A 20,603-nucleotide genomic window follows, 5' to 3' on the forward strand; every position below is an offset into this window, starting at 1 on the left:
AAGTCTTTGCAATGCTTGGGGGTGTTAATAAATTATTACAAGTTGTTTTGCTAATCAAACAAAGGCAATGCAAATATCACAATTTGATGAAGAATTCATATTTATTTTGTCTTCATATTGATATTATTCGGCTGTCCGTATATAATATAGGGTGATATTGTTTACAAACGAAAGGACGGTGAAGTTATGGAATATATTTCAGCTCCCGAAGCCGCGAAAAAATGGGGCATTTCAGAACGGCGCGTACAAAAACTTTGCGAGGAAAACCGCATACCGGGCGTTTCAAAACTCGGTTATATGTGGCTGATACCAAAAGACGCGGAAAAGCCGATTGACGGCAGAATAAAGAGGAGAAAGGATCTACAACATGAATAATGTTTTGATTATAGATGATGACAAAGAGCTTTGCGTTCTTATGAAAAAATGCGTAGAGCAAGAGAATTTATCTGCTATTATTGCACATGGCGGTGCGGAGGGGCTGCGTCTGGCTAACGAAAATAAAAATAGCTGCTCTCTTTCTCTTGTGATTCTGGACGTAATGATGCCGGATATAGACGGTTTTCAAGTTCTGAAAAAAATTAGAGAAACAAGTAATATCCCGGTGCTTATGCTCACTGCTAAAAGTGACGAGGACGATAAGGTTTCCGGGCTGCGGCTAGGTGCTGACGATTACCTAACAAAACCCTTCAGCATTAACGAACTGATGGCTCGTGTCAATTCTCTTATTCGCCGCTATACCACCTTAAACCCTGCGATGGAAATAGGTACGGAGTGCATGATGCTGAAAGGAATGGTCATTGATAAAGCAAACCGCATTGTTTCTGTCAATGATATTCCGGTTGAGCTTACAAGCAAAGAGTTTGATTTGCTTTCGTTTCTATCTTCTAATAAAGGACGGGTGTTTACCAAAAAACAGATTTATACGCAAGTGTGGGAAGAAGAATATGCTTTTGACGATGGTAACATTATGTCTTTTATCAGTAAATTGCGCAAAAAGATTGAACCAGACCCTGACCGTCCATTTTATATTTTAACAGTCCGAGGTGTAGGCTATCGTTTTAATAAGGGGGCTTGACGTAAATATGAATGTTTATCTGATTTTTGCATTGGTTCTTGCCCTGATTATTATAGCGTACCTTGTTTCTATCTTATGGCGTGTCCAAACACAACTTGCACTTATGAAAGACGCTTTAGAAGATATAAAAAATGGAAACCTTAATCGACGTGTTTTAGCAATGGAGAGCGATATGACAAGGCAAATTTGTTATGGTATTAACGAAATTGCACTAAGCAGCCAATCACGGCTTATTAAGCAAAAACAATCAGAACAGGCATACAAACGGTTAATGGCAAGTCTTTCCCATGATGTAAAAACACCACTTGCTTCATTGGTTGGTTATTTGGAAGCAATCGAAAGTAAAATTGTTGTAGGAGAAGAAAAGGACGAATATATCCATGTTGCCTATGATAAAGCCCAGCACTTAAAACATTTTGTAGAAAATCTGTTTGAATGGGTTAAATTAGATTCCGGGGAACAAATTTTTCATTTTGAGATTTTTGATTTGAATGAGTTATCCCGTAATATTATAGCTGATTGGATTCCTGTTTTAGAAAACAGCCATTTTGAATATGAATTTGATATACCTGAAACAGAGTATTTCATGTGTATAGACGCAACTGCGTATAACCGTATTCTCAATAATCTATTACAAAATATTATCACTCACAGTGAGGGTGATAATATGGCACTGAGTATCTTTGAGAATGAACAGCAGGCTAAGATTGTAATAACAGACAACGGAAAAGGTATATCTTCTGATAATCTCTCACTTATTTTTGAAAGAATGTACCAATGCGACCATTCACGAGCTGCCAAAGGAAATGGGCTCGGACTTTCTATTTCCAAAGAGCTTGTCAGCGCTCATAAAGGGACGATTACAGCATCAAGCATTCTCGGCTCTGGAACTACATTCACCATTTTATTGCCAAAAGCCCTGTGACAGCACAGGGCTTTTTTACTGCTAAAACAAGATAAAAACAAGGTTACGGCAAGGTTTTGGCAATGTTAATGTTGTATACTTTTAATTGTGATTGTTTCTGCCTTTATATCGAGGATATCACATTGGTAAAGCACAGTTATAGAAAGTGAGGAATTTTTATATGAATGATTTTGTGATTGAAACGAAACAACTGACAAAAATTTACGGAGAGCAGACAGTAGTTAGCTCAGTGAATCTCCATGTAAAAAAAGGTCGGATTTATGGTCTGTTAGGGCGCAACGGAGCCGGGAAAACCACTATTATGAAAATGATTTTAGGGTTAACTCCAATCACATCTGGTGAGGTAGATGTGTTAGGACGAAATATCAAAGGTCAAGAAAAACGGGTATATCCCCGTATCGGTGCTATTATCGAAACACCAGGATTTTATCCAAATTTGACAGGAACAGAAAACTTGGAGATTTTTGCGAAGCTACGAGGTACAGCCGCCCCACATGCAGTTGAAAACGCATTGAAAGTAGTAGGATTACCTTATAAAAATAAAAAGTTGTTTAGTAAGTATTCCCTTGGAATGAAGCAGCGTCTTGGTATTGCGAACGCTATTTTGCATGACCCAGAACTGCTTATTTTGGACGAGCCTACAAACGGTCTTGACCCTATCGGCATTGCAGAAGTAAGAGATTTTATTAAGAATTTGAGCGTTGAGCGTGGAAAGACAATTCTTATTTCCAGCCATATTCTCTCGGAAATCTCATTGCTTGCGGATGATATTGGAATTATCGACCACGGTGTTCTGCTTAAAGAAAGTAGCATGGAGGAACTTAAACGAAAAAACGGTAAGTATATTCTACTGCAAGTTTCTGATGTTTCTAAAGCAACCTTAATTTTGGAACGTAAATTCGGCTTGAAAGAATATTCTGTGCAAGATGATCATACGTTGAAGCTCTATGACACCTCACTAGATATGGCATCTGTCAATAAGACACTTATGCTTGGTGAGGTATCGGTTATCAGTTCGGGGATTTGTAATGATACTTTAGAGGACTATTTTAAAAAAATTACAGGAGGAGATGGCATTGCTTAGACTTATTCAAATAGAATTTCTTAAACTAAGACGTAGAAAATTTGTGTGGATTATGATGTTGTCAGCTTTCATAATGCCATTTCTAGCATTCTTATTATTCAAATATGCAAAAAAAACAGGTGTTGATCCTTTACAATTTTATAGATGGTCAGCGTTTGGTTATACGATGTTTATTATCCTGCCCTTCGTTTTGGGAGTACTTTGCACCATGCTTATGTATGAAGAAAATCAGTATGATATGCTCAAACAACTTTGGATTGTGCCTATCAGCAAAATGGGATACTTTTTTAGTAAATTTTTTGTTGTTTTAATTTACTCTATTTGTTTCATGCTGATTACAGGTGTTGCTTCTGTTATGTTCAGCATACTTTCCGGATATGTGGCATTTCAATGGGGAAGCGTTTTATTCTTGCTGAAAAAATGTTTAGAGATTGGTGTTATTACTGCTTTTGCAATGCTGCCGATATTTGCAATAGCTGCGTCGCAAAAAGGATACATCCTCCCAGCTTCTATATCATTGGTTTATGCCTTTCTTGGCTTTACTTTAATGTCGATAAATATGTATCTACACCCATTATCAAGTATGTCAGTTATTGTCCTTGGAGATATTCCCAGTATTGCAGTTCCACAACCAATCAACATTCCTTTAGCATTTCTTTGTATTTTTGTTTGGGATATTGTTTCAGTATTATTTGCAAATATTGCATTGGGAAGAAGAAGGTGAGGTGTGAATCATGAAAAAATTACTTTGGGTGGAATGTCAAAAACTTCGCCGTTCAAAGATTGTTTGGATTACAGTTTTTGCTACAGTTATGATAGCGGTTATTGTCTTTTTAGGAGGGCAGGATGTGTATGATGCATCTCAGAATATAGACAAGGTAGGCTGGTATATAACTGTAGCTCAACCACTGGCAACAATTTTTGTTCTTCCAGCGGTCATTGCTCTTTTAGGTAGTTATATGATTTGTCGTGAAGAACAGGAGGATACAATAAAATCTCTACGGCTTATTCCCGTAAATGAAGCGAACTTAACCGCTGCAAAAATGATTGTTACTTTTGCGTTCAGCATACTCCTTTACTTGTTACTCTTTGCTATAACATTTTCGGTTGAGGCTATCTTACATTTTTCTGATTTATCAATAGGAATGGTTCTAAATTTTCTGAAAGCATATTTTCTGGACGGCTTAGGTATATTCTTTGCTATCTCACCCATTATTGCTTTTGTATCGCGTATGAAAAAGGAATATTGGCTTGCACTGTTATTTGCTGAAATTTATTCTTTTGTTGGACTATTTACGAGTATGTCAAATACCCTAAAAGCTTTGTATCCTATTACGGCTGTATTTGCCATTTCTGGCTACTATGACGCATCGACATGGCAAATAATACTTAGTTGCATTAGCTTACTGCTTTGCGGCTGCCTTTCTGTCCTTATATTGAAGGGCCTACAGCATAGTGAAAAAAGTTAAAGTAGATCATCTCAAAATGAAGAAACTGATTATATTTCTACTGCTCTTTGGTATGTTACACTGTTACACTGAATGGAAATTCAACAATGACCCTCTTAAAGGGGTAATAGAACAGATAGATAAGTGGGTTGGCAAGATTGGTTATTAATCAAAGAGCCAGACACAAAAGTGTAGGGCTGATGAACAATGACAGAAAGGTAACTGTTTATGAAAAAAAGATTATATAGAATTAGAGAAGGAAAAATGATTGCTGGTGTTTGTGGCGGTATTGCCAAATACTTTGATGTAAACCCAAAAGTGTTACGGTTACTTTGGATGGTATTTTTTGCAGCATACGGAAGCGGACTTGTGACCTATATTCTGTTTTCGATTTTTGTACCGAAAGAGTCAAAAAATTAGAATGAAATAACTTTTAAAATCGGTTGAACAATGGCAAAAGAAAAAAAGCCGTCGTACAGCAGACATATCTTCATGCGCCAAAGAAACGGCGGATTTAATTTTCAGAGCCGCCGTTTCTTTGCGTTTTCAAAAATTTATGACAACTTACACGGATACGGCGGTATCAAGGAGGTATCGCCATGTTTATTTTTATTTGCAACAGACCCCTTAATCATTTTTCGTCAAAAAAAGTTTATGTCCATCATTAGGATATTCCGGCTATCAACATGAATACACACATCATTATGTAATTGTTAATAATTCCCTTATGCTTGGTTGCTCTATGCAGTCGGACTTTTTTGCATTTTTTAAAAATTTTTTTGCCCGTAATGCAACTGGCAGCCCTTTCGTGTCGGGACTTAGTGCGAAAGGAGCAAGTGAGTCCAGCAAATCTGTCCTCACAAAGGGGTCAGGCACTTGTAAGGAAATGTAAGATATAAACACCTTAAAATAAAATATTCTATCAAGCTATTATCGTTTAGGGAAATAGCTTAGCATCCTTCACTACCATAAGCTCGAAAAACTGCAAAATATAAAAAAATTATATTCAAATTAGATGTTTATTTAGAGAGGAGCAAAGATATGGGTAATGCATCTAAGAATGCTTCTGAAAACCTCTAAAAAGCTACAGTAAAATATCATAATAAGATATAATATAGAGTATAGAGTATTTTCGATGGGAGTGGATGAGATGGAGAACAATTTAATTAAAGAAGAATGGATTAATGGTATTGTGATGATGTCACCTAGGCCACAGTATAACCATATGCAAATTGAAGGTAAAATTTATATGCAGCTAGAGAAGTATTTTAATGGCAAATGTAAAGTTGCTATAGAGAGTTCTTTATTTCTGACAAAAGATAATCCAGTAGAATTAAAGAAAGACTTTGCAAAGTTAAAAGAGTTGATAAGTTCAAAAAAAGCTGAAATTGTTCCAGACATAGCTGTATATTGTGATAAAGAGCAGATATTTAAGAGAGGATTGTTAGGTATACCTCAGTTAATTGTGGAGATATTAAGTCCTAGTAACGCTACAGATGATACAGAAATTAAAAAAGAAACATATCAAAAATATGGAGTACCTGAATACTGGATAGCAGACCCGATGACTAAAAAGGTTTTTGCATATGGTTTAGAAAATGAACACTATGAATTAAAAGGTGAATATAAATTTCTAGAGGAAGAAATAAAGTCCAGTAGGTTTGATGACTTAGTAGTGGACATAAAAGATATTGAATTATTTGAAGATGATGAAGATGATATTTAACCTTAGAGCAGTAGTTAATTCTACTGCTTTTTTTAGTAGAAATACATTTAGTTATAAAAATTAGCTATAAGCTGTAATTATTCAATATTAAAATATTAATAGGTAGATGATGCATTTATTAATAAAATGGTAACTGCTTCAGACTTTCATTGTGAAACTTGGAGATATCTATAAGGGTGTAAAAACATGAATGGCAGCATCAGAAGTAGAAAAAGTAACCAATAAGGAAATAAAAGGATAAAATTTAATTATATTGAAATATTGCTTGGAAATGAATTTTTGTGTTAATATTGGTATGGCTAGTAAATAGAAAATATGTAAATTTATTTATGATAAGGAGAAATTATGAGCGGAAGAAGCGTTTATTATTATATGAAAATGATTGAATATAGTAATGCAGAAAGAATACTGCTAGATAAATTAGAAAGTATAAATAGTAATCTTAGACAATGTGATGATAGTTTCTCTAATTTTCCAAGAGTACATATGAACAATATTAATTTAGAGGGGCAAGTTATAGAAAATTTTAATAGCAAATCTAAAAAGTTCGGTAAGGAATTGGAAAATATACTTAATAAGGCTAAGTCTAGTAGAGATGTAATTAGTCAAAAACAAGTATTAGCACATGCAAGATATTTATATTATATGCAGCTGTACGAGGCGTCATTAGATGATGATTAAGAAATGTGAGATAAAGCAGGAATCTAGCATGCTAGATACGGAAAGGAGTTCATGATATATGCAATATGGAGCTAATAGTAATTTATTATATGAAGTTAATAGTAACTTATCAAATGAAATTTATGCTTTAGAGCAAGTTAATCAAAAATTAAGAACTTCACTAAGTGGAGTTACAGATATAATAAGGATATTGCAAAGCGATGTATGGCAAGGACAAAGTAAGAAAACAGCCTTAGATTTATTGTCAATATTTCATACATATCATGCTAAGCTTATAGAGGCTAGTGAAATGAATCTTAGTGCAATGAAGGTACTAGATGATAAGGCTACTAGTTATATGAGTAGTGGAGCAATTCCGGTGCTATGGAGGAGTGATAGTCCAAGCAAGTCATTTAAAGAGAAGGTAGTAGCAAGTCTAAACCAAGCTTCAGATTATGTATACAAAGAGGCTTGTGAAGCAGAAGAATATGTATCAGAAAAAGCAAATGAAGCAGGTGAAAGCATATCAGAAACTGCTAATGAAGTTGGACAATTTGTTTCAAATATACTATAGAATTGGTGGTGCTAATATTAAATGATTAATTCCAATGAACTATATTATTTAAATAGAGCCTTAGATGGAATGGAGATTTATGGAGTAGATCCTATGGAAAATATGATTAATACTTTAGGCAGTGGAAAAACGGCCAGAGAAAGTTTAATAGAGAAGAACATATTAACAAAGGAAGGAAAAATAAATGAAGCATCTTATTTGTTAATTGAAGGCTTAGAAAAATATAAAAAGGCCAAAAAGTATTTATGGGTGAATAGTAGAATAGTAGCATTAGATGACACAAATTTTGTAATACATTTAGAAAAAGAAGAAGAAGGCAAAATTGTATTAAAAGAAATTACTAAAGCAATAATGTTATATAGCATAATTAAAGAAAATTCCTTTTTATGGGGAAACAAAGTAGTTGAAAGTAAGGGAAAGTACGTTTCAGTTAAGGAGTTTATATCAAATATACTTAATGGAAAAAATGATGAGGATATATTATACATAAAAATAGAAAATCCAAGCAGACAAGAGGCATATAACATATATTATAAGGAAAAAGATGATATTTTTAAATATGATGTGATTTATAAATCACTTAAGAAAGTAAACCCAAAAGATATAAGAATTGAATTAGTAAAATTATTTGATATGAATTGGGGTGAAAAAATTGGCTAATATAAAAGTTGGAGAAGAGTTAATTGATATTGCAGAGAAAATTGATAATTGCCAGAAGCTAGTTGATGAAGCCCTTGGATTATATATAAATGTAATGACAGAATTTGAAGGACAATATAAAGGAGCAGCTTTGGACAACATAAAGCAATTTTGTAATTCAGAAGGAATGCAGATTAAAAAATTGTCAGATCTTTATGGAAAAGCATCTACTTATATAACATATGCATATAACCAAATGAATTTCACAGATGGAGAATTAGCTCAAATGATAAAAAATCGACAATCCATAGTTGGAGGAAAGAAATAATGGTTAAAACTTTTAAGTTAGATGAAAATACCATAAATGACAAAGGGCAGACAGGATATGAAGTTACAGATAAAATATTAGAACACTTAAAAAAAGCAGACAGCTTAATGGAAGATGCATATGCTGAAATAAATAGACATGAGGATTTAGCTTATGTGCAATATAATTCGTTATCTTCAGATTGTACTAAGATAAGTGATTATAGTAGAGATTATAAAGATTTTAAAAGATTTACAAATGAATATAATGAAAATGTTGATTCAATATTTTTTAAAGCTCAAGAAGAGGCAATGAAATATTTAAGAGATGTGAGATTAGAAGAAATTGAATTAGATAATAATTTAGGAATAAAACAGATGTATACAAGCCATTACCCCGGATTAGAAGGACAAGGGTTTGTAAAATCTAAAATAAATATAAAGGATTTACTTGAATGTGGTGATGTAGATAAGGCACTTAAAGAAGAATTTCAACAGCAGCAACTAGCAATAAAAAAGCTAAAAGAATTAGCTGAACTGCCAAAAGAAAAATGGCCACAAGGCATGACAGATGAAAGAATGGAAAAAATAAGAGCCTATGTAAAACAATTGAAAGAGGCAAAAGAAGATCAAGAATCCTATGATGATTCCATAAAAAAATTAATTACTTCAGGGGAACTTGATTATGAAACTAAAGGTGAGAGAATAACGTCTATGGTACTAGATTGTATTCCAATAGTAGGAGATATAAAAGGAATAGCAGAAGTGGCAATTGGAAAGGATCTAGTATCAGGGAGAAGATTCTCAGACACAGAGAGAGCCATAATGTTAGGTGCAACAATAATAGGATTTAGCCAAGTGGGAAAGGTAGGAAAGGTTGCTCTCAAACTAGGAGGAAAAGAGTTATTAAAAGAAGGGGTAAAATGCACAGTAAAAGAAACAGCTAAGAACTTAGTAATGGTTGAAACTTTTGAGGGATTGTCAAAGTTAGGAAAAAATCTAGGCTTAGACCCAAAAGCAGAGCTTGGAATAATGGCGGGAATTGTAATAGGTGGAGGAAAATTACACACCAAAGTCCAGAATTATATTAAAGATGTATCAAAAGAAATGAAAGGTGATTCTTTAAATTCAATAATTAAAGATATAGAAGTAGAAGGCACAGCAGGTAAAAATTTAAGTAATATTGAAAGTGAAGTAAAGGATATTGCAAAAGATGCATCAAATGGTAAAATATTAGATGATATAAATACAGCCTCAAAGTCATCAACAATGGAAACAGTAGCTAAAGATGCTGATGATATAAAAAATATAAAAGATGAAGCTACAGGAATGGCTAAAGATGGAGTATCTGCAGAATCAAAGTTAGATACAGTATCTAAATATGCAAAAGATAATATAAAAAGTATAAAAGATGAAAGTACAGGAATAGCTAAAGATGGATTATCTGGTGAATCAAAATTAGATACAATATCCAAAGATACAAAAGAGCTTGATAATGTGAAAAATGAAGCTAAGATAGCATCTGAAGTGGATACTGTGATTAAGGAAGTAGATAAGGGGGGTAGTAAAGCTGGAGTAGGCAAAACTGGTGAAGGAATACCTTTAGAAGAAGTAAAGCCAGATGTACTTAGACAGATACACCCCGATGATAATGGAGCATATGGGTATTTACCAAATGAAGGCACTGCATATCATAGACCAAAATATGATTTTACTAATGTTGATTGGGCGAAAGACATGCAAAACGTTAGAAAGGACTACCTTGAAGCATCTAAACAATTATCAATTGATATTGAAAGAATGACTTCAGAAGGATTTTCTAAAAAAGATATAGCAAAACATGTTGTTGATGCACGTAATCAACAGAAAGTTACAGCTAGAGCAAAGATGACAGTAGAAGAAAGAGCAGGATTAGAAGAAAGAAATATAGAGATATATGGCAATCTAATAGGTCCAGATTCACAATGGTTATTTAATAAAACTAAGAAAAAATTAATTAAAGAAGGCACATATATAAATGATGATGAGATTTGGAGTAGTGTTATTAAAAAATCCATGAAAAAAGATGATGTAATAAATACACTATTAGGGATAATTCATTAGGAGGAGTTTATTATGATATTTTTAGATAATTATTCTAAAAAGAACACATATATTAGCATAACATCACAAGGATATTCAATAGTTGATGCAAATAGTATAAATGATATAGAAAATGGAGAAGGCGGATTTAGTGAAGATGGTGAGCTATTAGGTTTATATATTGATGATGACAAATTATATTTCCAATATAATAATAAAAGTTATGAAACTAAACCAGATGAAATAAATTGCACAAATGAAATACTAGATGATGGTAAGCGTAACTTCAGAGTAAAAATAAAGGAAGTTCTTGTCTGCAATATTATATATAAACCATATATAAGTCCATTCGTTTTAACCTTCGGAGATGATGAAGATGAATTTGATTTTTTACTTTATTTAAGTAATTTAATGGCAGATGAAAACTCTATTATAAATTTTATTAATGGCATAAATAATTTAAAGCAATATTATTCTAATATTTAAGAAAGAAAAGTTCTATTTTGCAAATAGCTTTCTACTGCAAAACTAAGAAGTATCCAGATGCATAAACTAACAGAATTAATAAATGCTATAAATGTAACACTTGCAGAGAATTCAGTATAATAAGTCTAAGTGCATAATAATAATTAAGTAGTTAGCATTGTCCACTAGAAGAAAAGTAAACCAATAAGATGCCCAATAGATGCTGACGTAGTATCTATTGGGTATTTTGCTGTAGCAAGTTCAATACTTGATGGTACTACCAAAGTGCTAATAAAAAAGCAGATCTTTTAAAGGAAAAAATATCAGAGGAAGCACTTAATTTCTGTATAATAGGATGTTTTACAGGAGATACTTTGGTATTATCAAAAGAAGGACAAGTCAAGATAAAAGATATAAACAGAGTTCTTAGCATCAGGTGGAGGTTAAATACCATTTAGGTATTTAACCTCCACCTGATGCTTAGAAATCGTTATCCAGGGACGTAGCTGCTCGAAACGTACGCTTGAAAAAGCGGGAGTATTAGAGCTGGTAGTCATCGGATAAAAATAGGTGATTATGTATATTCACAAGATGTAAGAACAGGAGAAAAAGGCTTTAAAGAAGTATTACAGCTTCAAAAAAGAAATACCTGTGAATTTGTAAAAGTTAAAGTAGAAAATGAAGAAATACAAGTGACCCCATCCCATTTATTCTACACAAATGGTCAGTGGGAATTAGCAGAAAATCTAAAACCAGGAGATATCTTAACAGCAGCTAATGGAGAGGAAAAGAAAGTAATATCTGTAGAAGAGTACTTGGCAAAAGAGCCAGAGGGGATATATAATTTAAGTGTTGATGAGTATCATACTTATTTTGTATCAAAAGAAGAAGTTTTGGTTCATAACTGGATGTGTACTAAGAAAAAAATACAAGAAATATCTAATCTTTTAAAAGATGGAGAAAATCTAAAGGATACTACAAGTAAGTTAAAAGAATTTATAGAGAAACATAATATATCAAATAAGATGGATATTTTAGATAATCTTCATAGAAAAATGCCAAATATAAGAGGGAAATATTTAAAAGAAATAAAGGATTTAATGGTATATTAGAATCTGGAAAATTAAATCCTTCAATAAAAGCTTTGAATCCCAAGGATGGCAGATACGGTGTATATTTGATTCCAAATGAAGGACCATTAGACATAGCTAATAGAATAATCAATTATGGTAAGTCTACTAAACAGCTGAGGTGAGAAAATTGAAGTATGTATGTGTTGAATGGTTTCATGATTTTAGTGATGAACCAGTTAAAATTTACTCAGAAATAGATAATGAAAGATATGAGATTAGAAAGGTCGAGTTATTTAAAGATGGCATATATGGATATGCATATGAGAATATTGAGATTGGCAAAACTGGATTAGGAGAAATACCATTTCCAGAAGATCTGAATGAAATTAATGAGAACCCTAAATTTAAGGCAATAGAGATTACAAAAGAGGATTTTGAAAAGGTATGGAATAGGATTCAGGATAAGTAGGATGATATAATTAGAACTCGATTCAAAAAATGGAAGTGCAGACTGCATCAAATAAGCCATAGAGAATGGAATTTTGTATAGGAGTATAATTTTTATGATTACTTTAAAAAATCTAATAGATAAAGTAGACTTTGACTTGGTATGGAAAGAATATATTGTTTTTTACCCTGATACAGTAAATTTAAGAGGAAAATACTTACAGATGTTTAATTACCTTTTGTATAAAGAACCTAAAGAAAATATGGAAGAGATGATTATTCATATTGATAGACAAGATTATGAAGAATTTGATGATGAAGAAGATTGTCGATTAGAATTAGTTGACAAGGAAATCGAGGATATAGGATATCGTGTGCATGGAAAGAACAACTCTAAAGAATGGAGTGGTTATTGGGATATATCCGCTGGAGATTGGGGTAGTTGGCTTGGATACTACATACATGATAAGGTCACTAAAATTTTAAGCGCTGAACAAATTGTTGCATTATGTTTATATGAAATGACTTGGCATGGGCTATCGGAAAATGAAGTTATTAATTGGGTAAATAATATTGATGGAAATTTAGAGAACTAAATCTAAGCTATGTTAGGCCACAGTCTTATTTTTAAAAAGTTAATTTGTTCAATTCTTATTTTGTGTAGTAGTGGCAAAATGTTGTGATAAAGGGAACCATTAAAGAAAGGACATTTTAATATGGATGTAGGTTACAAGGAACTTTTTAAGAACATTGAATCAAGAACTGATATTGGTATAGGTTTAGAAACTTTGACAAAAAAGATTTTAGAGACTACTGTGCGTGACCTAATTAGCGATAAAAAAATAATAGAGCATTTGTTGGAATATCGCTCAACATATTTTGTTTCACTAAACAAAAAGCTGGGAGAACTTAATAGGATAGAAATATATGAATATTTAAGAGAATTTATATTGTTAGAATATATGATTCCTTTAATATCACGTTATATAGAATTATGGCCATTAATGCCAGGTCCATTTTTTTTATGGTAAATTTTTATTTATAATTTTTCAGATTGATGAAAACTTTTGGAATGGACATAGACATTGGTTATTTTGGTATGGGAATTATGGATTTTGTAAAAATAGTTGTAATGATGAAATTACAATCTATCAGGATAAAAATAAAACAAAATTTTTGGGCTATTTTGAAATTACTACACATTGTAGTCTTGAGTATCTTATAAATAATGAAGAAGATAATTTAGAAGCTGCACAGCCAGAATTTTATAGAGAAATAATAGAATTCTTGAATAGTGACACCAAAATTCATTATACATATATTTATCCACGAGATGAAGAGGATATTAGCCATCAAGTGAAACATAATGCTCCAGTTAACAGTAAAGGGTACAAGCCTATATATATTGAAATGTGGTCAAAACTATCAGATTATTGGGATGAAAATGAAATAAAAAAATGTGTTAAAATTCTTGGTGAAAAGTTTTTTAACTAAGAAGAAAGCTGATATTAAGGGAATAATTGAACATAAAAATAAAATATAGAAAATACATAGTTGAGGTGTGAATTATGATAAAACAAATTGTAAAAGATGTATTGTTTTTAGGACAAAAATCAGAAGAGGCAACTAAAAATGATATGGTAGTAGTTGATGATTTAATGGATACATTAAGAGCAAACTTACAGAATTGTGTTGGATTGGCTGGTAATATGATTGGAGTAAAAAAGCGTATATTGGTATTTGCTGTAGCAAATTTTATTGTGCCTATGATAAATCCAGTTATATTAAAGAAGGAAAAGCCTTATGAAACAGAAGAGAGTTGTTTATCTTTAATTGGTGTTAGAAAAACAAAAAGATATGAAATGATAGAGGTGGAGTATCTTGATAGAAATTTTAAGAATCAAAAGCAAGTGTTTACTGGATTTACAGCACAAATAATTCAACATGAAATGGATCATTTTGAAGGTATAATAATCTAATTGAATAATTAAAACAGTAGCAAAACAAAGAGTGGATTATAAAACAATATATGGTGTAATCCACTCCTTTTTTAGATATTTATTTTTAAATAACTTTGTATATATTTGCAGTGTAGAAAAAAACTTATTTTTCAACAATAGATCTATCAAAGCTCAGGGCAAACGTATGAATATTTTTCTTCTCCTAAATCCCCCAAAGGTGGATTTAGAATGCCATAATGGCTTATTATGTGGTAGGAAAATATTTAATAATGAGAGCCCTGATATTATTTATTTGGGTAAAATCAAAATATTTCGGGGACTTTATTAGCTCCACTAGGATTTTTGTATAAAAAACAAAGCAGTCCTTTTTCAGAATATGCAAGTAATTGGTATACAATACATCTTTTATTTTACTATATAAAGTTTTTGATAAGTACCTGTTCAAGGTAATCATTATCCATAGAAGAAGCAAATCTCTTAGATTTCAAGCTATACTTTGGTTCTGTAGTATCTTTTCTTAAAATATTTAGAGCCATTCGTTTTAGTAATGCTAAATTTTGAGAACCATTATCTTTTCTTACTCTACGAGCATCTTCTTTAAATACAACATCAAGAAACCAATGTGTGCTTTCTATTCCCCAATGTTTTCTCACAGCACTTCCAAACTCCTCTATCGAGTTCTTTAAAGAAGAAATAAAGTATCTTTTTTCAATCTTTTTTTTACCTTATATTCTTACTTTCTATAAAATTAATAAAATCTTTCGAAGGATATCCTCTGTCAAATAAAATTAAATCATTATAGGAACCTAGTGATTCTAACTTGTTTATCAACAATAATAAATAAATTACTTACAATACCTCCAACAACACCTATAGATAGTAATCTATCAACTTTTATGTTATTAATTTTGCTATAAAGGTCGTTTTACCATTTTTGACTTAGTTATCCCTTCAATAAAGTTTATGAAGGAACTCCGCAAGGCGATTGTCGCATTAAAGAGTGAATACTACAATTCCATTACAGATTTCCTCCATTATTCTTTATATCTGTAATCTTAGCAAAATTAACTTTTTATAGAAAGCCATTAATTCTTTTACAGTTACATTTATATTTTAAATTTAGAAATTAATTCATGTAATTCATTTGCAATATTAGTAAGCTTTTCTGTAGTTCCAGAGATATCTGCCATAATACTATGTTTGTGTCAAGTTAAAGTGGGCAATTTCATTTTTTATTTTTTCCATTATAAATTCAGTTAAAAATTTTATTCCTAAAGGGCTTCGCCCTCAGCCCGAAAGGGCGCACTTTTCCCATTGATTTTTTATTTTCAATTTTTAAATTATCTATAAATAAGTTCACTAAAATTTCTCTGCTTAAAAAAGCTTTGTATTGCCTTTCTACCATTAGTCATGGCGCAGCCTGCAAATGGTATCCTTGCCTGTTGTACAGGATAGTACTTACTTTTCTATTTACATCAGCTGCTGTTAATGTAATCATCTCTGTTACTTTTTCTAATTTATCCTCTGAAATAATTCCTGAGCACACTTCATTTATTACCTTATATATTCTTTTGTTTGCTTTTTCAGCTAATATCTTAGCTAAATTATTAGCACCACTAATAGACCAACTCATTTTTCTCCCTTTCATTCTTTGAGCTAGTATATCACAGATATTATGCTCCATTGTACCTAAATTTCTGTACTCTAAACCATCTGGAGACTTTGGCATTTTTATTTCTTCTCTTAAGTGATATGGCCTTAATCCTATTTTGTTATCAAAAAGATATGTATATAATTTTTCTAACTTCTTAAACTTATTTTCATCCTCTGTATATTTAACCATTAGATTTGTTAGGTATTCAAAACTTTCATCTACTTGTCCAGCATTTAACATTTTTATTAGTTTATGAGCTTCTTTTTTGTCCTGTATACTTCTTAATACAGCTTGGCTCTTATGAAATGGATCTAATTGAAAATACACCCCTTCTTCTCTTATACTTTGTTTTATCCATGATGCTCCATCTCCATTTAAGATTCTTACTTCTATTTCATCTGTATTATATATTTCTGCAATAGTAGCCTCACTAAGTTCTTTAAATTTTTTACTACTACTAAAACTAGCACATGCTATTTTATTCTCAACCACATAAGCATCTTTACTGCCATTTCTCTTCTTCCATCCTTCATAAGTTATTCCAAGTTTAAGTTCTTTCTTTTTAGATTTACCTTTCTTAGGGTTGTCCTTTCCTTATTCTCTTCTTTTCAAATTCATTAACTTCTTCTATTGTATACTGTGAAAAATCTACATCTACATTATTTAATAAACTATACTCATCCTTCATAGATTATATCCCTCCTTATGACCTAGAAAATAATCTTCTTATCTTGCTCTTTGCTCTAGAAATTCTATTATATATTAGAGATGGTTTAATATTAAACTCTTCACTAATTTCCTTTATAGATTCTTCTTTTACAAAAAGCTTAATAAAAAACTGTTTATCCATTGGATTGAGGTTTTTAAGAATCTCCTCTGTTTCATACTCTAATTCATTTTTTAAAACTTCTTTTTCTATAGTAAAATCACTTTCTATATCTATCTCAGATATACCAATATATTCAAGCGTTTTTAAATACTTTCTCTTATAATCAATAGCCGTGTACTTTGCTATCGCAGCTATCCAATTCTTTAAAATATTTTTTTCTTTATTAAAGCTAGCTATATTATTCCAAATTCCAAGATACACATCATTAATACATTCTTCATGATACTGTGAAAGATTATAAGGATTTATATAAAAATCCCAATGTACTGCCTACATCATATTGGCAAATACAAGCTCAAATAGCATTGTTAGAAGTCTAATTGAAAAAGCTGATGTCAAGACTAAAAAGGAAATAGAGCTTTTAATTGAAGGAAAGAGTATAGAGAAACCAGTTCATGAAGATATAACATATGATGCGATTTATGATACCATGGATAATTTGTGGGAATTCATGTTATTTACAGGATATTTTAAAAAGGTAAGTGAAAGAATTAGTGAAACTAATCAGAAATATTTGATATTAGAAATTCCCAATGAAGAAGTTAAGTACATCTTCAGAAATAAAATATTAAGGTGTTTTTAAGATAAAGTTAAGATAAAGGATTTAAGTGATTTGTACACTGCAATAATAAATGGAGATCCTAAAACCTTTGAAACTGAGCTTGGAAGACTTTTAATGGAAACCATAAGCTTTAATGATGCTTATGAAAATTTCTATCATGGATTTGTAGTGGGAACACTCACAAATATGCACGATTATATCATAAAATCTAATCGAGAAGGTGGAAGCGATCGATGCTACTTATTTATAAAATCTATATCAAAACGAGGGGTAGCAATAGTTATAAAATTTAAAATTGCTAAAAACTTTGATGATTTGGAAAAAAGAGCAGATGATGCACTAAAACAGATTCAAGATAAGGGCTATGATATGGAGCTTAGAAGTGGGGGCTACAAGAATATTATAAGATATGGAATAAGCTTTTGTGAGAAAGACTGTTATGTTAAATTAGAAGAAAATCCGTACGTACGGTTCTAAGAGGGACTAGGAAAGTGATTCTCTAGTCTACTTGCTGGGTTGTTAACAATTGGTTTTGCTAGTTGAAGATTTAAGGGATGAATTCTTAATTAATGTATAAAACTATCATGATTTGTTATACTAATTACGAAGTTTAAAATATAAAATATGAGGAGTAGTGATAAAATGAGTGCTACATTGATGCTAAATAAAGAAACTGAATTCAATCAATTACTAAAAGATGTAACAAAACAAGTAACTGTACAAATTGCAGATGCTGATCTTGCTATATTAAAAAGATCCAATTATAAATTATGTTTTGCAAAAAAAGTGAACGATGTATATACTGTAGTGTGGGAAGCTTATGATAAGTATTTAACTAAAAACATATTCTCATGGACCCCACAATATCAAGTATTTGGTACTAACACATTTGAATCTGGAGTGAAAGTTGAAACAAATACAAAAGTAATTGATGTTACATTAGGTGAAACTGTTGTACTTGATGAGAATGGTCTGTTGAACAATCCTACTACTGGCGGTCCGGAAACTGCAATAACTTTCAAAAATGAATATCCAGTTCCTATTCATCCTGGAATCAATCAAATGGCAAAGGATTCATCAGGTATAATACATTCTACGCCTATTTATGTAGCTGCAAACCCAATTGTGCAAGGGACAGACGAATTAACTCCCAAGGAATTTGTTTTGGTTTGGTTTGAACAAAATGTAGAAACTAGTACAATGTTTAGCAATGCTAAATCTAAATCACAAGAAGTTAATCTTACTAATTCCAGTGCTGCGTCTATATTGTATGAAGGTGGTAAATGGAAGATTATATAAAGGCACTAACAGAAAGAAGATAAACATGAGCTTTATAGTAATATTTCAATAAAATTCAAACATAAGAAAAACAAATTCAATTTAGTTGGTATATAGGTGGAGGCTGAGATAGATGTAAAAAGACGTAACTTAGTGGAATAAAATTTCAAAGTTGTATTCTAATTGTTACTTTTTATAAAAAGTATTGAAAAACTATATATTAAGTTTTCAATATTTCAGAAAGTCAATTTCTTATTGTTCTAAATAAAAAGAATAATTATTTTTGAATATGTCAAATAAATAGGCTTTAAGAAAGATACCATTTGGTAAAGATATTTATTAAGTTGCTACTTTCTTCACATATCTTGACTTCCAGCCTAACTAACCTAAAAATAAAATTTGTAATACTAATTTTTTGTTTAAAAGCATCTAATATATCTTAACATATATGAAAGGTGGTAGTTTTTGTGCAAAATCATCACAATTATTTACTTACATTAGATCATGCGCCATCGATAGTTCCACAGAATGGTTCGATATCTACTATATTTGATTGGAGTGCTGGAGAAAGTTTTACAGTGGTCAATGTTATAAGTTCTCAATCAGAATGGTCGAAATTAGTACATGTGCTGGCAACTAGAGACAATTCATATAGCTCTCAAAATTTTCAACACTCCAAACTTAGGTATAAATCCAATAATGAACAAATGGAAAGCCGAGAAATTGTTAAAATAACTCATTTGGATGTATAGTAATTTTTTATTTTAAAAAAAGTTTTACAAAGTTAAGTCCTAATATAATAGATAAAGAATTGAATATTATATATAATTCTGTGATAGTTAAAAGAGAAAAAGCAAGCGAAGCCAAGTCTTCGCAACCTTCAGGGGAGGTTAACAAATTGCTAACAACTTGTTTTGCCATTTTCTACTTTCTGCTGTGTGGCAGAGCTTAGTGTCATTTACAAATTTTAATACCGCACAAAAATTAGCTTTTGCCTTAATAGACTTATACTAAATTTTTAATGTTTTCTAGAAAGCTTCTTAAATGAAGCCACATATAAAACCATTCCTACTAGAGTAAATAGCAGCCTACTCATTATAAAATTCAAAGGCAAACTAAAAATAGGTTCTCCGAGACTATCAACAGATATAACTGTAGGCATATAAGTCACATACCCCTTGGCGAAAACATCAATAAAAGGTGTGCTATTAAAACTTACAAGTGACAAAATCAAAACAATTGGAATCCAAGCATAAAGCAAAGTTTGACTGTTGCTGCCTAAAAACATACTGGTTCCAAAAACAAACACAAAAGTTGGAAGTAATATTATTAACATAGGTAATAAGAATTTTTGAAAATCTGTAAAATTAAAAGTTGTCTTATAAAACACAAAACTTATCAAAATGCAGCATATGGCAATAATTAAGTAAGAAATAGACAGAGCTAAACTTTTTGTAGCCAAATACTTTTTCTGTGGTAAAGACGTACATGAAGTAATTTCTCTTACTCTTTGTTCATTTCTAGAAAAAAGTCCTGTGCACGAAAGCATTAAAATTAACAACATAATCGTATTTATGTCACACAAAAACTTGCAATAACTCCACTTGGAAAAAGGTGCTGTACCAGAAACACCTTGTATTATTTCTGTATACAGGTCAATCACTGAAAAGAAAAGTGCAATTATAAAAGTTATCACAAATATTTTTGAAAAAATTATTCTCTTTAATTCGTATTTAAGAATTTTTGTATCCATTA

At 31.3% G+C, this 20,603-nt stretch carries 28 protein-coding genes; 24 read left to right on the forward strand and 4 right to left on the reverse strand.

What is annotated here, in order from left to right; translation table 11 throughout:
• The first annotated feature begins 186 nt into the window (after positions 1-186).
• The 20 genes from HBE96_RS24995 to HBE96_RS25090 all read left to right on the forward strand — a co-directional run bounded on the left by HBE96_RS24995 (position 187) and on the right by HBE96_RS25090 (position 14,483).
• Positions 187-375 carry a helix-turn-helix domain-containing protein gene (locus HBE96_RS24995; RefSeq protein WP_169300433.1) on the forward strand — a complete coding sequence of 63 codons (189 nt, stop codon included), beginning with the start codon at positions 187-189 and terminating at the stop codon, positions 373-375.
• Complete coding sequence (locus tag HBE96_RS25000) at positions 368-1,075, forward strand: response regulator transcription factor (RefSeq protein WP_169300434.1); 708 nt, start codon at positions 368-370, stop codon at positions 1,073-1,075. Before HBE96_RS24995 ends, HBE96_RS25000 begins: the two co-directional genes overlap by 8 nt.
• 7 nt (positions 1,076-1,082) lie before the next feature.
• Positions 1,083-2,000, forward strand: a complete 918-nt coding sequence (locus HBE96_RS25005; protein WP_169300435.1) for a sensor histidine kinase — start codon at positions 1,083-1,085, stop codon at positions 1,998-2,000.
• Positions 2,001-2,160: 160 nt separating this feature from the next.
• Positions 2,161-3,084: an ABC transporter ATP-binding protein gene (locus HBE96_RS25010; RefSeq protein ID WP_169300436.1), complete on the forward strand. Its 924-nt coding sequence runs from the start codon at positions 2,161-2,163 to the stop codon at positions 3,082-3,084.
• Positions 3,071-3,808 carry an ABC transporter permease gene (locus HBE96_RS25015; RefSeq protein ID WP_425350800.1) on the forward strand — a complete coding sequence of 246 codons (738 nt, stop codon included), beginning with the start codon at positions 3,071-3,073 and terminating at the stop codon, positions 3,806-3,808. The genes HBE96_RS25010 and HBE96_RS25015 overlap by 14 nt, the downstream gene beginning before the upstream one ends.
• A 10-nt stretch (positions 3,809-3,818) precedes the next feature.
• Positions 3,819-4,553: an ABC transporter permease gene (locus tag HBE96_RS25020; RefSeq protein ID WP_169300437.1), complete on the forward strand. Its 735-nt coding sequence runs from the start codon at positions 3,819-3,821 to the stop codon at positions 4,551-4,553.
• A 207-nt stretch (positions 4,554-4,760) separates the two neighbouring features.
• Positions 4,761-4,952, forward strand: coding sequence for a PspC domain-containing protein (locus tag HBE96_RS25025; protein WP_169300438.1), 192 nt, complete (start codon positions 4,761-4,763; stop codon positions 4,950-4,952).
• Between the two features lie 730 nt (positions 4,953-5,682).
• Positions 5,683-6,258, forward strand: coding sequence for a Uma2 family endonuclease (locus HBE96_RS25030; RefSeq protein WP_243187067.1), 576 nt, complete (start codon positions 5,683-5,685; stop codon positions 6,256-6,258).
• A 345-nt stretch (positions 6,259-6,603) separates the two neighbouring features.
• Entirely contained in the window at positions 6,604-6,939 is a 336-nt protein-coding gene (locus HBE96_RS25035; protein ID WP_169300440.1) for a hypothetical protein, read from the forward strand.
• A gap of 58 nt (positions 6,940-6,997) precedes the next feature.
• Positions 6,998-7,492, forward strand: a complete 495-nt coding sequence (locus HBE96_RS25040; RefSeq protein WP_169300441.1) for a hypothetical protein — start codon at positions 6,998-7,000, stop codon at positions 7,490-7,492.
• A 21-nt stretch (positions 7,493-7,513) separates the two neighbouring features.
• Positions 7,514-8,152, forward strand: a complete 639-nt coding sequence (locus HBE96_RS25045) for a DUF5081 family protein (RefSeq protein WP_169300442.1) — start codon at positions 7,514-7,516, stop codon at positions 8,150-8,152.
• The gene (locus tag HBE96_RS25050) at positions 8,145-8,459 is read left to right on the forward strand and encodes a hypothetical protein (RefSeq protein ID WP_169300443.1); all 315 of its coding nucleotides are present in this window, start codon (positions 8,145-8,147) and stop codon (positions 8,457-8,459) included. The genes HBE96_RS25045 and HBE96_RS25050 overlap by 8 nt, the downstream gene beginning before the upstream one ends.
• A complete protein-coding gene (locus HBE96_RS25055; RefSeq protein ID WP_169300444.1) occupies positions 8,459-10,540 on the forward strand; it encodes a pre-toxin TG domain-containing protein in 2,082 nt (693 codons plus the stop codon). Before HBE96_RS25050 ends, HBE96_RS25055 begins: the two co-directional genes overlap by 1 nt.
• Positions 10,541-10,552: 12 nt before the next feature.
• Complete coding sequence (locus HBE96_RS25060) at positions 10,553-11,005, forward strand: hypothetical protein (RefSeq protein WP_169300445.1); 453 nt, start codon at positions 10,553-10,555, stop codon at positions 11,003-11,005.
• A 545-nt stretch (positions 11,006-11,550) separates the two neighbouring features.
• The gene (locus HBE96_RS25065) at positions 11,551-12,096 is read left to right on the forward strand and encodes a polymorphic toxin-type HINT domain-containing protein (protein WP_342590232.1); all 546 of its coding nucleotides are present in this window, start codon (positions 11,551-11,553) and stop codon (positions 12,094-12,096) included.
• 139 nt (positions 12,097-12,235) lie between these two features.
• The gene (locus HBE96_RS25070; protein ID WP_342590228.1) at positions 12,236-12,526 is read left to right on the forward strand and encodes a DUF6881 domain-containing protein; all 291 of its coding nucleotides are present in this window, start codon (positions 12,236-12,238) and stop codon (positions 12,524-12,526) included.
• Positions 12,527-12,620: 94 nt separating this feature from the next.
• Positions 12,621-13,100 carry a DUF6557 family protein gene (locus tag HBE96_RS25075; RefSeq protein WP_169300446.1) on the forward strand — a complete coding sequence of 160 codons (480 nt, stop codon included), beginning with the start codon at positions 12,621-12,623 and terminating at the stop codon, positions 13,098-13,100.
• Between the two features lie 120 nt (positions 13,101-13,220).
• Positions 13,221-13,535, forward strand: coding sequence for a hypothetical protein (locus HBE96_RS25080; RefSeq protein ID WP_169300447.1), 315 nt, complete (start codon positions 13,221-13,223; stop codon positions 13,533-13,535).
• 145 nt (positions 13,536-13,680) lie between these two features.
• Entirely contained in the window at positions 13,681-13,998 is a 318-nt protein-coding gene (locus tag HBE96_RS25085) for a hypothetical protein (RefSeq protein ID WP_169300448.1), read from the forward strand.
• A gap of 74 nt (positions 13,999-14,072) precedes the next feature.
• The gene (locus HBE96_RS25090; RefSeq protein ID WP_169300449.1) at positions 14,073-14,483 is read left to right on the forward strand and encodes a peptide deformylase; all 411 of its coding nucleotides are present in this window, start codon (positions 14,073-14,075) and stop codon (positions 14,481-14,483) included.
• A 395-nt stretch (positions 14,484-14,878) separates the two neighbouring features.
• Here the strand turns inward: HBE96_RS25090 and HBE96_RS25095 are convergent, their stop codons facing one another.
• The 3 genes from HBE96_RS25095 to HBE96_RS25105 form a co-directional block, all read right to left on the reverse strand.
• Positions 14,879-15,178, reverse strand: coding sequence for an ISAs1 family transposase (locus HBE96_RS25095; protein ID WP_169300610.1), 300 nt, complete (start codon positions 15,176-15,178; stop codon positions 14,879-14,881).
• A gap of 695 nt (positions 15,179-15,873) precedes the next feature.
• A complete protein-coding gene (locus HBE96_RS25100; protein WP_342590233.1) occupies positions 15,874-16,659 on the reverse strand; it encodes a UPF0236 family transposase-like protein in 786 nt (261 codons plus the stop codon).
• A gap of 163 nt (positions 16,660-16,822) precedes the next feature.
• Positions 16,823-17,257: a sigma-70 family RNA polymerase sigma factor gene (locus HBE96_RS25105; RefSeq protein ID WP_169300611.1), complete on the reverse strand. Its 435-nt coding sequence runs from the start codon at positions 17,255-17,257 to the stop codon at positions 16,823-16,825.
• A 31-nt stretch (positions 17,258-17,288) separates the two neighbouring features.
• On the opposite strand from HBE96_RS25105, the gene HBE96_RS26910 reads away from it, so the two are divergent.
• The 4 genes from HBE96_RS26910 (at position 17,289) to HBE96_RS25120 (ending at position 19,600) form a co-directional block, all read left to right on the forward strand.
• The gene (locus tag HBE96_RS26910; protein WP_342590229.1) at positions 17,289-17,591 is read left to right on the forward strand and encodes a hypothetical protein; all 303 of its coding nucleotides are present in this window, start codon (positions 17,289-17,291) and stop codon (positions 17,589-17,591) included.
• 30 nt (positions 17,592-17,621) lie between these two features.
• Entirely contained in the window at positions 17,622-18,047 is a 426-nt protein-coding gene (locus tag HBE96_RS26915) for a PD-(D/E)XK nuclease domain-containing protein (protein ID WP_342590230.1), read from the forward strand.
• A 165-nt stretch (positions 18,048-18,212) separates the two neighbouring features.
• A complete protein-coding gene (locus HBE96_RS25115) occupies positions 18,213-18,869 on the forward strand; it encodes a hypothetical protein (RefSeq protein WP_169300450.1) in 657 nt (218 codons plus the stop codon).
• A gap of 446 nt (positions 18,870-19,315) precedes the next feature.
• Positions 19,316-19,600 (forward strand): hypothetical protein, encoded by a 285-nt coding sequence (locus tag HBE96_RS25120; protein ID WP_169300451.1) that lies wholly within the window; start codon positions 19,316-19,318, stop codon positions 19,598-19,600.
• 266 nt (positions 19,601-19,866) lie between these two features.
• Here the strand turns inward: HBE96_RS25120 and HBE96_RS25125 are convergent, their stop codons facing one another.
• Positions 19,867-20,601, reverse strand: coding sequence for a hypothetical protein (locus HBE96_RS25125; protein WP_169300452.1), 735 nt, complete (start codon positions 20,599-20,601; stop codon positions 19,867-19,869).
• Between the last annotated feature and the right edge of the window lie 2 nt (positions 20,602-20,603).

The sequence above is a fragment of the Clostridium muellerianum genome (assembly GCF_012926525.1).
GTDB classification, from domain to species: domain Bacteria; phylum Bacillota; class Clostridia; order Clostridiales; family Clostridiaceae; genus Clostridium_AM; species Clostridium_AM muellerianum.